At 40.1% G+C, this 15,457-nt stretch carries 17 protein-coding genes; 14 read left to right on the top strand and 3 right to left on the bottom strand.

Annotation, left to right across the window (positions count from 1 at the left end; genetic code table 11):
* Positions 1-66: 66 nt before the first annotated feature.
* From HMPREF9425_RS04900 to HMPREF9425_RS04845, 12 genes are all read left to right on the top strand, one after another.
* Positions 67-963 carry a cation diffusion facilitator family transporter gene (locus HMPREF9425_RS04900; protein WP_003097213.1) on the top strand — a complete coding sequence of 299 codons (897 nt, stop codon included), beginning with the start codon at positions 67-69 and terminating at the stop codon, positions 961-963.
* 158 nt (positions 964-1,121) lie between these two features.
* Complete coding sequence (locus HMPREF9425_RS10300; protein WP_345908464.1) at positions 1,122-1,796, top strand: IS30 family transposase; 675 nt, start codon at positions 1,122-1,124, stop codon at positions 1,794-1,796.
* A 163-nt stretch (positions 1,797-1,959) separates the two neighbouring features.
* The gene (locus HMPREF9425_RS04890; RefSeq protein ID WP_003097211.1) at positions 1,960-2,358 is read left to right on the top strand and encodes a CopY/TcrY family copper transport repressor; all 399 of its coding nucleotides are present in this window, start codon (positions 1,960-1,962) and stop codon (positions 2,356-2,358) included.
* Between the two features lie 15 nt (positions 2,359-2,373).
* Entirely contained in the window at positions 2,374-2,745 is a 372-nt protein-coding gene (locus HMPREF9425_RS04885) for a cupredoxin domain-containing protein (protein ID WP_003093093.1), read from the top strand.
* 10 nt (positions 2,746-2,755) lie between these two features.
* A complete protein-coding gene (locus tag HMPREF9425_RS04880; protein WP_037621475.1) occupies positions 2,756-4,978 on the top strand; it encodes a heavy metal translocating P-type ATPase in 2,223 nt (740 codons plus the stop codon).
* 361 nt (positions 4,979-5,339) lie between these two features.
* A complete protein-coding gene (spxB, locus tag HMPREF9425_RS04875; protein ID WP_003097208.1) occupies positions 5,340-7,115 on the top strand; it encodes a pyruvate oxidase in 1,776 nt (591 codons plus the stop codon).
* 585 nt (positions 7,116-7,700) lie between these two features.
* Positions 7,701-8,027 (top strand): hypothetical protein, encoded by a 327-nt coding sequence (locus tag HMPREF9425_RS10295; RefSeq protein ID WP_003097207.1) that lies wholly within the window; start codon positions 7,701-7,703, stop codon positions 8,025-8,027.
* 15 nt (positions 8,028-8,042) lie between these two features.
* A complete protein-coding gene (locus tag HMPREF9425_RS10290; protein WP_003097206.1) occupies positions 8,043-8,234 on the top strand; it encodes a hypothetical protein in 192 nt (63 codons plus the stop codon).
* A gap of 191 nt (positions 8,235-8,425) precedes the next feature.
* Entirely contained in the window at positions 8,426-9,142 is a 717-nt protein-coding gene (locus HMPREF9425_RS04860) for an ABC transporter ATP-binding protein (RefSeq protein WP_037621474.1), read from the top strand.
* A gap of 1 nt (position 9,143) precedes the next feature.
* Complete coding sequence (locus HMPREF9425_RS04855; protein ID WP_003097204.1) at positions 9,144-10,226, top strand: ABC transporter permease; 1,083 nt, start codon at positions 9,144-9,146, stop codon at positions 10,224-10,226.
* Positions 10,227-10,249: 23 nt separating this feature from the next.
* The gene (locus tag HMPREF9425_RS04850) at positions 10,250-10,873 is read left to right on the top strand and encodes a TetR/AcrR family transcriptional regulator (protein WP_003092576.1); all 624 of its coding nucleotides are present in this window, start codon (positions 10,250-10,252) and stop codon (positions 10,871-10,873) included.
* Positions 10,874-11,074: 201 nt separating this feature from the next.
* On the top strand, positions 11,075-11,839 hold the full coding sequence (locus HMPREF9425_RS04845) for a nucleoside phosphorylase (RefSeq protein WP_003097202.1): 765 nt from the start codon (positions 11,075-11,077) through the stop codon (positions 11,837-11,839).
* Positions 11,840-11,898: 59 nt separating this feature from the next.
* On the opposite strand, the gene HMPREF9425_RS04840 is transcribed toward HMPREF9425_RS04845, so the two are convergent.
* Positions 11,899-12,534 (bottom strand): HAD-IA family hydrolase, encoded by a 636-nt coding sequence (locus HMPREF9425_RS04840; protein ID WP_003097201.1) that lies wholly within the window; start codon positions 12,532-12,534, stop codon positions 11,899-11,901.
* Positions 12,535-12,939: 405 nt separating this feature from the next.
* Here HMPREF9425_RS04840 and HMPREF9425_RS10520 point away from each other — a divergent pair, with 405 nt between their 5' ends.
* Entirely contained in the window at positions 12,940-13,062 is a 123-nt protein-coding gene (locus HMPREF9425_RS10520) for a hypothetical protein (protein WP_282645277.1), read from the top strand.
* A gap of 141 nt (positions 13,063-13,203) precedes the next feature.
* Here HMPREF9425_RS10520 and HMPREF9425_RS04830 read toward each other — a convergent pair whose 3' ends face one another.
* Positions 13,204-14,556 (bottom strand): MATE family efflux transporter, encoded by a 1,353-nt coding sequence (locus tag HMPREF9425_RS04830; RefSeq protein ID WP_003097199.1) that lies wholly within the window; start codon positions 14,554-14,556, stop codon positions 13,204-13,206.
* A gap of 50 nt (positions 14,557-14,606) precedes the next feature.
* Positions 14,607-14,870 (bottom strand): hypothetical protein, encoded by a 264-nt coding sequence (locus HMPREF9425_RS04825; protein WP_003097198.1) that lies wholly within the window; start codon positions 14,868-14,870, stop codon positions 14,607-14,609.
* Positions 14,871-14,974: 104 nt separating this feature from the next.
* Between HMPREF9425_RS04825 and HMPREF9425_RS10285 the strand changes: the two genes are divergently transcribed.
* A complete protein-coding gene (locus HMPREF9425_RS10285) occupies positions 14,975-15,433 on the top strand; it encodes a hypothetical protein (protein ID WP_003097197.1) in 459 nt (152 codons plus the stop codon).
* The last annotated feature ends 24 nt before the right edge of the window (positions 15,434-15,457 follow it).

The raw sequence follows: 15,457 nt of genomic DNA, 5'->3' as shown, positions 1-15,457 counted from the left end.
ATAGTATTGGATAATAGATAATGAACATGATGTTCATGAATCTATTATAACAAAGGAAGTAATATAATGAAGACAAAACGTGCGGTTTGGTTAGCTTTTTTCTTAAATCTAAGCTTTGCCATTGTTGAGTTTATTGCGGGTGGAATTTTTGGTTCCAGTGCGGTTCTCGCTGATTCGGTCCATGACTTTGGTGATGCAATCGCCATTGGCATTTCGGCTTTACTAGAGAGCATTTCCAATCGGAAAGAAGACAGCCATTACACCTTGGGCTACAAGCGTTTTAGCCTTTTAGGTGCCATGGTGACCGCTGTGATTCTGATGACAGGGTCTGGCATGGTGCTTTTGGAAAATCTAACGAAACTCTTTCATCCACAACCGGTCAATGAAGAAGGTCTTCTCTGGCTTGGATTCATTGCCATCAGTGTGAATGTCTTAGCAAGTCTGGTCATTCGTAAGGGAGAAACCAAGAATGAATCCATTCTCAGCCTGCACTTTCTGGAAGATACCTTGGGTTGGGTGGCTGTCATCCTAATGGCCATTGTTCTCCGATTTACCGACTGGTATATTCTGGATCCGCTCTTATCTCTTGCCATTTCCATCTTTATTCTGTCCAAAGCCATTCCACGTTTTTGGAGCACGCTTAAGATTTTCCTCGATGCCGTTCCAGAAGGAGTGGATATACAGAAGATCAAGAAAGATTTGGCAGAGTTGGACCATGTCGCTAGTATCAATCAACTCAATCTTTGGACCATGGATGGTTTGGAAAAGAACGCCATTGTCCATGTTTGTCTAGAGCATGCCGACTACATGGAAGTCTGTAAAGAGTCTATCCGAAACTTGCTCAAAGATTGTGGTTTTCAAAATGTCACCATTGAGGTTGATGAAGACTTAGCGACTCACCGATCTCACAAGCGAAATATCGAAGAGCTGGAAGCAAAAAGTGAGCATCAAGACCATCATTAAAGTTTTTTTAAAACTCTTAGAGCCTATCTTTAAGAGTTATTTTGATACCAAGTTCCCTAAAGTAAGCCTTTTCATGCTAAAATAGAATAAACGTGAAACAAGGAGTAATTATGAGTAAGAGAGCTGTGTTGATGATGACCTTTGGGTGACTAGAAGAGATTACCTATGAAGGAGTAGCGGAGTTTTTCACGAATATCCGGCGTGGTGTTCGTCCTGAACCACATGAAATTCAGACTTTACATGACAATTACGTCCGAATTGGTGGAACTCCACTCCAAAGGATAACTAGAGAAGAAGTGGATTTGGTTACTTCTGCTCTTGGAGAACGAGCGTCGGTCTACTTTGATAATAAATTTTCCCGCCCTTTTTTCACTGATGTAATCAAAGAGATGGAGAATGACGGAATTGAGGAATGTTTGTGCATGATTTTAGAGCCTCATTATTCTTACTATTCTGACATGGGATATGAGAAATTTTTAGCAAGTGATATTGAGGCTTCCATTAATCAATGGTTGTCTCAAGTCCCCAGCCATCTCTTTAAGTCGATCACTTTTGATTGCGGAAAAGAATTTTCTAATTGGAAATCTATTTCGAATGCACATGACATTGATATTTTCTTTGCGGATCCAGGATGTCCTGGGCAACGAGGTCTCAATGAACATTCTAATGGCTTATTAAGACGAAATGGACTACCTAAACAAATGGATTTTACGAATATTTCTCAAAATTATTTATCAGCTACAGCTGATAAAAGAAATAGACTTCCTAGGAAGTCTTTGAATTATCAAACACCATACCAAGTTTTTCTGAGTTACATGAAAAATCTAACTTAATTTGACAATTTAGGGAGATAAAAATAGGGAGTGGAAAAAGCCCAACCAGACAAATCTTCAAAGAAAGATTTGTTTTTTTTATAACTTTTTGTTGACAAATGTAAACCTTAGTAATAGAATAACGTTGTAAGGTTTACAAATGTAGATTTAGAAAGGAGAGGTCATGCAAATTTCCAATGCGGAATGGCGCATCATGAAGATAATCTGGATGGAAGGCAAGCAGACCAGCACGGATTTGATCGCCGTCTTGTCCGAGCGCTTTGACTGGTCGAAGTCGACCATCAAGACCCTCTTGTTCCGCTTGGTGGAAAAGGGGTGCTTGACTAGAGAAAAAACAGGCAAAGCCTTTGTTTACTCGGCGTTGTTGACGCAGGACCAGAGTTTAGACTTGGTGGTTGAGGAGGTGAAAGACAAGGTTTGCTCAAAAAGAATTGTACAGGTGCTTGAAAACTTGATTCAGGCGAGTGACTTTACGCTTGCAGATCTTAATCAGCTGCAGCAGGTCCTGGAAGAAAAGAAAGCAGAGGCTGTCGAAACAGTCCCTTGCAATTGTATGTCATAGAAAGAAGGAAATTCCATGTTTGGATTGTTGATTAGTATTGTTTGTTTACTTGTGGTTGCTTTTATTGCTTGGTGGTTCTTTGCAGAGCATGAAAAGGTAAGCGGCCACGCTCGTCAGAAATCAGGTTATCAAGAAATTGAAGTCGAAGTCATGGGGGGCTATTCGCCTGAAACCATTGTCCTGAAAAAGAATGTTCCAGCCCGGATCATCTTTAATCGCAAGGATCCATCTTCATGTCTGGCTCAAGTGATCTTTCCAGATTTTGGCGTTCATGAAGATTTGCCTTTAGGTGAAAAACATGTCATTGAAATTACGCCAGAAAAAGCGGGCGAATATGGGTATTCATGTGGAATGAACATGATGCATGGTCAAATGATTGTGGAATAAAGGAGTAGGTATGGTAGAAAAACAAAAAGCAGCTATGGAAAACGGAGTGCAAAAGATCCGTATTACAGCAGAAAAGGGCTATAGTCCCAAAGAATTTCAACTTCAAAAAGGGATCCCTGCTGAAATCACCTTCCATCGGGTCAATCCTTCCGGCTGTTACAAGGAAATTTTGTTTGAAGATCAGGGGATTTTAGAGCCTTTGGAAGTCGGTGTGGATAAGGTGATATCCTTTACCCCGACAGAAACAGGGGACTTTGAGTTTTCATGTGGAATGAAGATGCAAAAGGGTTCCTACACGGTTTTGGAAAAACGCCGTCGTGTCTTAAATTTACGGGGTCGCTTTTGGATTACTAGTATCTTTACCCTTCCTTTATTGATCTTGATGATTGGGATGTGGGCAGGATTTGTCTCCCATCCAGTCAGTCGCTGGGGGACTTTTCTAGCGACAACGCCGATCATGTTGGTAGCAGGAGTACCTTTTATCAAGAGTGCCTGGGCCTCATTTAAGAAGCACCATTCCAATATGGATACCTTGGTAGCTCTTGGAACCCTGGTAGCCTATGTCTATAGTGTATTTGCCCTTTTTACTGGTCAGCCAGTATACTTTGAGGCTGCGGGTTTTATCATCTTCTTTATCCTCTTAGGGCAAATCTTTGAAGAACGGATGCGTAACAATGCCTCTGAGGCTGTGGAAAAGTTGTTGGATTTGCAGGCAAAAACGGCTCAAGTTCTCCGTGATGGGAACTATGTCGAGGTGGCGGCAGAAGATATCCAAATTGATGACTTGATTCGAGTCCGTCCTGGGGAAAAGATTGCGGTTGATGGGACGATTGTAGAAGGAAGTACGACCATTGATGAGTCGATGGTGACAGGTGAAAGCTTGCCTGTGGAAAAATCAGTTGGTGATGCAGTTATCGGCTCCACTATCAACAGCAATGGGACCATTCTCTTTAAGGCTGAAAAAGTCGGTAGTGAGACCCTCTTATCTCAAATTGTGGACTTTGTAAAAATGGCCCAATCCAGTCGTGCTCCCATTCAAGATTTGACGGATAAGATTTCAGGTATCTTTGTTCCAGTGGTGACGATTTTGGCCATTGCGACTTTCTGGGTTTGGTCCGTGCTTCTGGGCGCGTCGCTTCAAGAGGCCATGCTCTATGCAGTCTCTGTCCTCATTATTGCCTGTCCTTGTGCCCTTGGTTTAGCAACCCCAACAGCCCTGATGGTCGGAACCGGCCGTAGTGCCAAGATGGGGGTTCTGATTAAAAACGGAACAGTTCTTCAAGAAGTGCAAAAGATTCAAACCGTTGTGTTTGATAAGACAGGGACTATTACTATTGGTCAACCACTTGTAACCGATGTTGTAGGAGATGAAGCGCGTGTCTTGACACTGGCTGCTAGTCTTGAAACTTTTTCAGAACATCCACTAGCCCAAGCGGTGTTATCCCAAGCAGAAGAAAAAGGTTTGGTGTTATCCCCTGTGGAAAACTTCCAAGCGATTGAAGGAAAAGGGGTCCAAGGTCAGATCGACCAGCAGTTGGTGACCTTGGGAAATGGCAAACTTCATGACGGGACAGCGATGGATCCGGAGCTTGAAAAACGGATGGTAGACTTGCAAGAGCAGGCCAAAACAGTGATCAGTTTGTCTGTGGATGGGCAAGTGATTGGGTTGATTGCCATTCAAGATGCTCCAAAGGCCAGCTCAAAAGAAGCGATCAAAAAGCTCAAAGAACGGGGCTTGAAAACGGTCATGTTAACGGGGGATAATGAACGGGTGGCCAAAGCTATTGCTAAGCAAGTGGGAATTGACACCGTCATTGCTGATGTCCTTCCTCAAGAAAAAGCTAGCGCCATCCAAAAACTGCAAGAAGCTAGCAAGGTCGCGTTTGTTGGAGATGGGATCAATGATGCTCCAGCTCTCTCGATCGCGGATGTGGGGATCGCTATGGGATCTGGAACGGATATTGCGATCGAGTCCGGTGGCATCGTGCTCACGCAAAATGATTTGCTTGGCGTTGTGCGCGCCTTTGACATGAGTCAAAAGACCTTCCGCAGGATCTTACTCAATCTCTTCTGGGCCTCTATCTACAATATCCTTGGGCTTCCAATTGCTGCTGGAGTCTTTGTAGGACTGGGATTGACCCTTAATCCAGAACTAGCAGGTCTTGCCATGGCCCTTAGTTCTTTGTCTGTTTTGACTAGCTCTCTGCTTCTCAATGTTGCGAAAATTGATTAGACTCAACAAAAAAAGTAGTACAGAATTCATTTAAGATTCTGTACCACTTTTTTGTCTTTTCTTACAGCCACAAGGGAAAACAGAAGCATATATTTTATAATAAAATATCCTATTATAAGATAGTTTGTGAAAATTTCTCAAATTCAGCATCTGTTATGTAATAGGGATTGAGCATCTCTGAGCAGATCCTTATACATGTGAATCTCTTTGTGTTAAATTAGTTCTATAATCGTTTTGTAAAACGTTTTCATGAGAATGGTCAGAATAAATTCATTTTCAAGACGAGCTTTGATCACAAAGATGAAGTAGAAGCGCTGTGCTTCATTTTTCAGGATCAAATTAGAAATAAAGGAGAGTTAGAATGACTCAAGGGAAAATTACTGCATCTGCAGCAATGTTGAACGTATTGAAAACATGGGGCGTAGACACGATCTATGGGATCCCATCAGGAACACTTAGCTCATTGATGGACGCTTTGGCTGAAGACAAAGATATCCGTTTCTTGCAAGTTCGCCACGAAGAAACAGGTGCTCTTGCAGCAGTTATGCAAGCTAAATTTGGCGGCTCTATCGGGGTTGCAGTTGGTTCAGGTGGACCTGGTGCGACTCACTTGATCAATGGTGTTTACGATGCAGCGATGGATAACACTCCATTCCTTGCGATTCTTGGATCACGTCCAGTTAACGAGTTGAACTTGGATGCCTTCCAAGAATTGAACCAAAACCCAATGTACAATGGTATCGCTGTATACAACAAACGTGTAGCTTACGCAGAACAATTGCCAAAAGTGATTGATGAAGCTTGCCGTGCTGCAGTTTCTAAAAAAGGTCCAGCTGTTGTTGAAATCCCAGTAAACTTCGGTTTCCAAGAAATCGACGAAAACTCATACTATGGATCAGGTTCATACGAGCGTTCATTCATCGCTCCTGCTTTGAACGAAGTTGAAATCAACAAAGCTGTTGAAATCTTGAACAATGCGGAACGCCCAGTGATCTATGCTGGTTACGGTGGTGTTAAATCTGGTGAAGTGATCACTGAATTGTCACGTAAAATCAAAGCACCAATCATTACAACTGGTAAAAACTTTGAAGCTTTCGAATGGAACTATGAAGGTTTGACAGGTTCTGCTTACCGTGTTGGTTGGAAACCAGCCAACGAAGTGGTCTTTGAAGCAGACACAGTTCTTTTCCTTGGTTCAAACTTCCCATTTGCTGAAGTTTATGAAGCCTTCAAGAACACTGAAAAATTCATCCAAGTGGATATCGACCCTTACAAACTTGGGAAACGTCATGCCCTTGACGCTTCAATCCTTGGTGATGCAGGTCAAGCAGCCAAAGCTATCCTTGATAAAGTAAAACCAGTTGAGTCTACTCCATGGTGGCGTGCAAACGTGAAGAACAACCAAAACTGGCGTGATTACATGAACAAACTCGAAGGTAAAACTGAGGGTGAATTGCAATTGTATCAAGTTTACAATGCAATCAACAAACATGCTGATCAAGACGCTATCTACTCAATCGACGTAGGTGACACTACTCAAACATCTACTCGTCACCTTCACATGACACCTAAGAACATGTGGCGTACATCTCCACTCTTTGCGACAATGGGTATTGCCCTTCCTGGTGGTATCGCTGCTAAGAAAGACAATCCAGATCGCCAAGTATGGAACATCATGGGTGACGGTGCATTCAACATGTGCTACCCAGACGTTATCACAAACGTTCAATACGACCTTCCAGTTATCAACGTTGTCTTCTCAAATGGTAAATATGCCTTCATCAAGGACAAATACGAAGACACAAACAAACACTTGTTTGGTTGTGACTTCCCTAATGCTGACTATGCTAAAATTGCTGAAGCGCAAGGTGCTGTTGGGTTCACTGTAAACCGTATCGAAGATATCGATGCAGTCGTTGCAGAAGCTGTTAAATTGAACAAAGAAGGTAAGACTGTTGTCATTGATGCCCGCATCACGCAACACCGTCCCCTTCCAGTTGAAGTACTTGAGTTGGATCCAAAACAACACTCAGAAGAAGCCATCAAAGCATTTAAGGAAAAATACGAAGCAGAAGAACTCGTCCCATTCCGCCTCTTCTTGGAAGAAGAAGGATTGCAATCACGCGCAATCAAATAATTCCTCTCGTCGAAAACCAAAGATAAATTTGTAGACTTCTTTATTAGGTTACTGCCGACGATTTCATCATTGAAACCTTGTTTATTCTTTGATTTTCTTAGAGAGAAAAGTGAAAAGATTGGAGTAATCCGGTCTTTTTTATTAAAGACAAAATCTTCTTTGAAACTTTCCTTAGGTGAGTACGATGGTTGGCTGGACTAAGAAAAGAAGGGAGAGAACCAATCCAATTTCATCTTATCTTTATTTCAAAGAATGTTAAAATAAAGATAAAAAATGTAATCGTTTACACTGACTTAGTAATGTTCTTCATATTTTCAAAAAATGGATTTTACCAGTTGCTTGCCTTGCGTTTGTTTTCTTTAGATTATAGGAGGTAGAGCAATGAAAAAGAAAATCTTTCACACTCTACTCTTGATTCCCTTGACGCTATCAGTTTTTGTTTTGTCTCTTTACAAGGTGATAATGCCTAGTGATTATATATAAATTAAGCGAATCATCATCGAAGATTGTGACAAAGTAGGTCTTCACGGTAAAGTTACTATCACTGACTTACATTGGACTCCACTAGAAAGTCCAACTCACTACATGTCCTATATCTATTCTGAGGAAGCCTACGATGGCCAAACAATAAAATTAGAAAAGAAGAATGCGGCTATTCATGAAAAACGGTCCTCTGATCCTTATGACAGTATTCTATCTTTACACTATAAGGAATCGTTTTTGAAGCAGAAATCTATCCAAAAAGTTGAGAAGAAAATTGAAAAACAATTGAAGAAACAAAAGCTCGGTATCCCTATTAACTTTTTTAGTTTTCTATCTAACTTCAATCATGATGAAAAGGAGAAAAATCTGGATACCTTAACCTCAAACAATCTCAAAGCAGGTAAGAAGGACTTTGATGGTAATTATTAAATTCCATACCAAACCTTGATTGATCAAGAATTGGTTTATATGACTATTTTTATTGATGATAATGAATCAGTCAAAGAACAATATATGAAAGATACGGCTAAAAAGTTAGATGCTAGTGATCTTCCGAATGGTAAATATAATTTCTTATATTCCAATACCAAGGATGAGAATCAAGATTCTTCCTTCTCACGAGCCTTTAAAAAGTGAATAGGAGAGATCATTTCAGAGTATAGTGAATAGATTCTTAACATCAGAAGTTTTTGTCATAAACATTGGATGCTATCATCCAGTGTTTTTATTTAAAAAAATTCAAATCATCACTTGACAAGTGAGTGAACACTCACTATAATAACCTTGTATTTAAAAAAGTGAGTAAACACTTACCTAGGAGGATGCAAATGAAAACATTGCTACATTTACAAGATTTAGAAAAATCTTTTGGTCATAAAATGGTGTTAGACCATGCTGGATTTGAATTACAGTCTGGGGAAATCATTGGTCTAATCGGTCCTTCTGGTGCTGGTAAATCAACCATGATTAAAACCATGTTAGGGATGGAAAAGGCGGATAGCGGTATCGCTTTAGTATTGGACCAGACCATGCCCAATCGTCATATTCTGGGAGATATTGGCTATATGGCCCAGTCAGATGCTCTTTATGAGGCTTTGTCAGGACAAGAAAATTTGGAATTTTTCGGTCAGCTCAAGGGACTTTCTAAGAAAGACTTGTCATTTGAAATTGCCTATGTAGCTCAAGTGGTAGATTTGACAGATCACTTAAACCAGGCGGTCTCTGGTTATTCCGGGGGCATGAAACGGCGTTTGTCCTTAGCCATTGCACTTTTAGGAAATCCGCAACTCTTGATTTTGGACGAACCGACAGTTGGGATTGACCCTTCTCTTCGAAAGAAAATTTGGAGAGAGTTAATGACACTCAGAGACAATGGTGTAGGGATCTTGGTTACAACCCATGTCATGGATGAAGCAGAGCTGACAGATAAGGTCGGTCTACTATTAGGTGGAAAAATCATTGCCTTTGATACACCATCCAAGCTAAAAGAATCTTATGGTGTTTCAAGTATTGAAGAAGTCTTTTTGAAAGCAGAAGGAGAATGAAATGAGAACAATTGCCATTGCAAAAAAAGTCATCAAAGAATTGCTACGTGACAAACGGACACTGGCCCTAATGTTTGTGGCACCAGTCTTTATTATGTGGCTGATGAACCTCATGTTTTCGGCTAGTACAACGGTGACTGTTAAGCTAGCGACACAAGATGTGCCAAGTAGTTTGGTAAGTAGGATGGATGACTTAGCACATGTCAGTGTTAAAAACTACAAAGACTTGGTTCAAGCTAAAGAGGCTTTAAACGATGAAAAAGTAGATGCAGTTATCTCTTATAAGGATGGTGAATATCATGTAGCCTATGCCAATACAGATGCCTCTAAAACTTCGGTGACCCGACAAGTATTACGCACCAGTATTGCCAGTGAAGACACCAATCAATTATTAGCCCGTGTGAAGCAATCCCTTCCACAATTACAACTAAAGGTAAAATCTCCTGAAATTAAGGAATCTTATGAATATGGTAACGAGGACACCGGCTTCTTTGCTAAAATGATTCCTGTTTTGATTGGGTTCGTCGTTTTCTTCTTTGTCTTTTTGATTTCAGGGATGGCACTCTTGAAAGAACGTACTAGCGGAACCCTAGATCGTTTGTTGGCAACCCCAGTCAAACGTTCGGAAATTGTTTATGGCTATATGTTGTCTTACGGCCTTATTGCCATACTGCAGACAGGAGTAGTCGTTCTAGCAGCCATCTGGTTGTTGAACATTGAAGTTGTCGGAAGCCTGTTAAATGTTATAATAGTTAATGTGGTACTGGCTCTGGTGGCACTAGCCTTCGGAATTCTCTTGTCTACCTTGGCAAAATCAGAATTTCAGATGATGCAATTTATTCCTCTTGTGATTATGCCGCAACTCTTTTTCTCAGGAATCATTTCACTTGATTCAATGGGAGACTGGGCAAAAACACTAGGAAAATTCTTGCCTTTGACCTACTCAGGTGATGCGATGAGTCAGATTATTCTTTACGGACGTGGACTTGGAGATATTTTACCAAATATTGGTGTTCTACTAGTCTTCCTTGTCGCTTTGACAGTTCTCAATATTGTCGGCTTGCGTCGTTACCGTAAAGTATAAAATATAAATATACGAGGATGAAAATGAGTGAGAGTGTTTTTGAGTCGTTTGAAGCTTATCTAAAGGGTGCAGACTATCCCAAGGGAAAGAAAAAAATCATGCAGGCGGCGGTCGATTTGATTTCTACTAAGAGTTACAATGGGACCTCCACCTTACAAATTGCTAAACATGCGGGACTTAGCCAAGCAACGCTCTTCAAGTATTTCAAGACTAAAGAAGATTTATTAACAGCTATTTTGCACCCTGTTGTTCCAGGACTTTTCGGTCGTTTTTTTGAAGAACTTTTAGCCTTAGAAACGACTGAAGAAAAGGTGCATTATCTGGTTCAAAATCGTATGGCCTATCTCAAAAAGAATCGCGCTTTGATGAAAATTATTTTTCAGGAAATTTTTTCAAATAAGAAACTGAGAAAAGAACAACTTTATATTTGGAATACTCTTCAGGATAAATTATTAGTACTCCACAAGGAATTGATAGCAGATTCACGAGTGAATCCTGAAATCACGGTTCCTCAAATGGTTCGTATTTGTATAGGTCCCTTATTGGCCTACTTTGCCCAACTCTATATCGTTAGCGACAATAGTGACATAAGAGAAGAAGACTTAAATTTGTTGGAAAAACAGATTTTAGGTGGTTTGTGGAAATAAACGCCGACTGAAATCATATTTCTTAAAATAAAACACAAAAAGGACATGTTTCTGACTAAAGCAGATTTATGTCCTTTCTTTTCAGTTATGTACATTGTTTAATTGGTTTTTCTTTGTGATTCTTGGGAAGTAGTTCCTATGAAATCATATTACAGTGATTATTTTTTGATATAATAATTCTTAAAACTTAGGAGGCAACAGATGATACATAAACATGAAATCCCAATTTTAGAGTTTGATGACAATCCTCAGGCTGTGATTATGCCGACACATGAGGATTTAGACTTGAACTTGCCGGCTAGGTGCGTCTACGCCTTTTTAGAGGAAGAAATAGAACGTTATGCGACTTCTGTTGGAGCTGAAAAAGTTGGTGAGTTTGTCTCTGCGACCAAAATCTATCCTGTTTATGTTATGACTTACAATGGGGAGGAAATATGCTTGGCTCAAGCTCCAGTAGGATCAGCTGCAGCAGCTCAATTTATGGACTGGTTGATTGGTTATGGCGTCAAGCAAATCATATCAACTGGAACTTGTGGTGTCTTGGTAGACATGCCAGAGAATATCTTTTTGATTCCGACGAGAGCATTGCGAGATGAAGGTGCAAGTTACCACTATGTTGCGCCTTCTCGCTATATAGACATGAATACACAAGCTCTTGGAGCCATTGAGAGAACTTTAAAGCAAAAGAAAATCCCCTATGAAGAGGTCATGACCTGGTCGACAGACGGCTTTTATAGAGAAACACCTGATAAAGTTGCTTATCGGATTGAAGAGGGGTGTAGTGTTGTAGAGATGGAGTGTGCATCTCTTGCAGCAGTTGCTCAACTTCGAGGAGCTATTTGGGGCTTGCTTCTGTTTACTGCTGATTCCCTAGCAGATATAGACAATTACAATCAACGAAATTGGGGCTCAGAGGCTTTTGATAAGGCCTTAGAGATCTGCTTAGATATCATTGTTCAGATGTAATTTTGATTTGATAGAAAAGAGCATGATGGTATAGTCATGCTCTTTTTATGTATCAATTGTTATTTCAAAATATTCCAGAGTTCTTGGGAAGTATCAGCTACAAAATCAGGATTTTCTTCCAAAAGGGTTTCGTTTGTCCCGAATCCCCAAGTAACAGCCAAGGTCTTGATACCAAAGGTTTTTCCTCCAATCATGTCATACTTGGTGTCGCCAACAATGACAGAATGGTCTTTGTTCGCATTATTTTCAGTAATAGCACGCTGCAAGACGTCAGCCTTGTTGAAAGTAGCAGGTGTGGCCCCATAGATGTCGTCAAAAAACTCAGTGATGCCAAGGTATTTGCACATTTTGCGAGCAGTAGGCTCATTTTTGGAAGTTGTGATATAGATTTTCTTATTTGGATCTTGACTCAGCTTCTCGAGTACTTCTTTTATACCGTCGTAGAGATGAGCTTCAAACTGTCCTTTGTTCTCATAATAGTCACGATAAAGTTGAACAGCTTGGGCAGCACTTTCTTCGCTTATTTCTTCTCTGAATGTGACTTCTAGAGGTGGTCCCATAAAGGTGCGAATTTTTTTATTGCTTGGAACAGGTAGGCCCAGTCTTTCAAAGGTTTGGACAAAACCATTGTGGATGCCCTCAGAACTATCTATAAGGGTACCATCAAGGTCGAAGAAAATGTGTGTAAATATCATATGATTCTCCAATACAATGTTGTTTATTTATTATATCATGATAGGACAAAATGCAAAGTCAAACAATACAAGTCAGATTTTCAAAGAGAAGACGATTGTGCATGATTTTGATAGGGCGGAGTTGAAAAAAAGCTCCCAAACGTATCGTTATCCTCGACGACCTCTATGGTGAAATTTTAGACCCATTGGATATCACCACTCCCATAGGTGCGACAACTGGTCAAGCTGATAGTCAAGACTTTTCAACCCTCTTTGAGAAACAATACAAGGATAAAAAAGTTATTTTAGTTGGTTAGCAGGGAAATCCAGATTTGGATAAGATTGCTGAGTTAAAACCTGATTTAATTCTTATGACAGGCGAGCGAGAAGATCTTTATGAGGATTTGTCTGAGATTGCACCAACTGTTGGCTATTATATCAACACCGATGAAAATTGGGACTATCATGAAACCTCTCCCATACTATGCTTACGGGCATTTTGGTTACCTGTATGATACTTATAAGTTCAATCGTGCCGAAACCTTATAATCCAGATGATATGTTCCAAGTTATAGATCTAGATTAACTAAAAGATATTACCCCTGATCTCTTGATTGTTCAAGCTGATTCTCAGTAACTCCTAGATAACAAACTTAAAAACTCACCTATCTGGAGTAACCTTAAAGCTGTTCAAAAAGGGGGCTTGCTGACAAACAAGCGTCTGATATGTTTTCTCAAAGAAAAATAGAGCTGAATAGTCATAGGAATCCAAATCAAAGGTTCACATAGGATAACGCCAAGGTAGCCCATATAAGGAATGACGAAAACAACAAAGAGAATTTTACCAAAAAGCTCAATAAAGCTAGAGGTTAAAGGTGTGAGCTTTTTACCTAGCCCCTGGAGGCTATTTCTAAAGATGAAGAGTATTCCCAAAATAGGATAAAAGAGAGAACTGATACGGAGGTAGAGACTGGCATTGTCAATAATCACAGCATTATCTGAACCAGAGATAAGACCAGCCAAGAAGGGGCTTGCTACATAGAGGAGGGCACAAGCAATGACAGACCAAGTTATAGAAACAAGACAGGATTGCTTTAACCCAGCGACAATGCGTTTAAACTGTTGGGCTCCGAAATTCTGCGAGGTGAAGGTTGTCACCCCAGCAGCAAGGGAGGTCAATGGTAGAACCGCAAAGGACATAATTCGTCTCGCTGACACCTGAGCGCTAATGATGAGAGAGCCGAAGCCATTAATGGCGTACTGTAAGGTCACAGTTCCAATAGAAACAATAGAATTCATGAGCCCCATAGCCATCCCTTGTCCCAAAAGGTCCAGATAAAGGCTTGAATCAAGAACACAGTCAGACTTATGTGGTAGGAGAAAGGTCACTCTTTTCTTAATATAGTAAAGACAGAGGATAGCAGAAAGCCCCTGTGAGATTATAGTCGCCAAGCCTGCTGATTGGACGCCCAGATGGAGCTGTGTAATAAAGAAAAGGTCTAAAATGATATTAACTAAGGCTGAAAAAATAAGGAAATAAAGGGCTGTAAGGCTATCACCGACCGCTCTAAGCAGCCCTGCACACAGATTATAACCCAAAGTAACCCCAACACAGGAGACAATCATTGAAATATACTGGTAGGACTGCCCAATGATAGAAGTAGGCGTCCCTAAAAATCTTAGCAAAGGATAGAGCCCGAAATGTCCTAGAATCATAACCAGGGCACTTAAGCCCAGACCGATGACAACTGTGGCCGCGACAGACTGACGAAGTTTTCTATAGTCTTGCGCACCATAATAACGTGCGATAACAACTCCCATACCATTTCCAACGCCAAGAGCAAAGCCGATAACCAAATCAAAAATAGCAGAAGAAGCTCCTACAGCAGCCAAGGCATCTGGCCCTAGAAAACGACCCACAATCATGACATCGGCAGTATTGTAGAGTTGCTGGAAAATATTGGATATCAGAATTGGTAGAGCAAAGATTAAAAGAGACCGCAAAATTGGGCCTCGTAAAAGATCAACTGACGCATTTTTCATAGACTTATTATAGCAAGATTGTAATTGTGAAACAATGTTAAAAAGCCATCCTAGGATGACTTTTGCATATTTTTTAGATAGCGGCTAAGTGTTTGTGTCATATGGTTGTAGCCTGCCGCGATCATTGGAATCTGTAAGTAAATATAAGGTAGGGTGTACTGGCTCTTAGTCTCTGATATGAGGTGAAAGAGGATGCCACCGAAGAGATAGAGGAAGGCATAGAGGCCCAGTGTCGCTCCATCTTCCATTCGTTTATAAGTGAAAGCATAGTAGAACGCACCACCAAGATATAGGACTAGGAGATAGACTTGCATATAGGTCACAAAAAAGAGATGCAGCGTCAGATGGCATATAATAAGATGACAACAATAAATACGTTTGCAAATATTTTATCTAAAAAATAGAATGAGGAAATAAAATGTCAAAAAATTCAAGATTCAATGATGATTTTAGTTATATCATGTGGATTATAAGTCTACTAACAGTCTTTTCTGTGCTCTTTGTAAAACTTACATACTTAGTAGCATTACCTTATTATAAAGTTATAACAAACTTGTTCTCAGAAAAAGTTAGCCAGTCTGAAGCTCAAAAGTTTAAATATTGGATGCGATTTCTTCCTGTAAGCTGGTTTGTAGATATTAACAGTATTGAAGACAACAAACGTATCAAAAATGCTTCTGTTACTTCATCATTTTTGCCAATAGCACTTCTTGTGTATTTAATTACTGTTCCATTAACTAATGATGCTTCTTCAGAATCAATAGTATGGGTGATTTCATTTATTTTTCTGTGTTTTACAATAGGTAGTGTGATTGGATTTTACAAAAATTTTAAGTTTACAAAAAATATTCAAGATTATCACAAGAATATGTATTGAAAAATAAATATAAAATAAATTACC

Source organism: Streptococcus vestibularis ATCC 49124 (assembly GCF_000188295.1).
Lineage (GTDB): Bacteria > Bacillota > Bacilli > Lactobacillales > Streptococcaceae > Streptococcus > Streptococcus vestibularis.
Note: the sequence above shows the minus strand (reverse complement) of the source record. Positions and strands in the feature narration are given on the sequence as shown.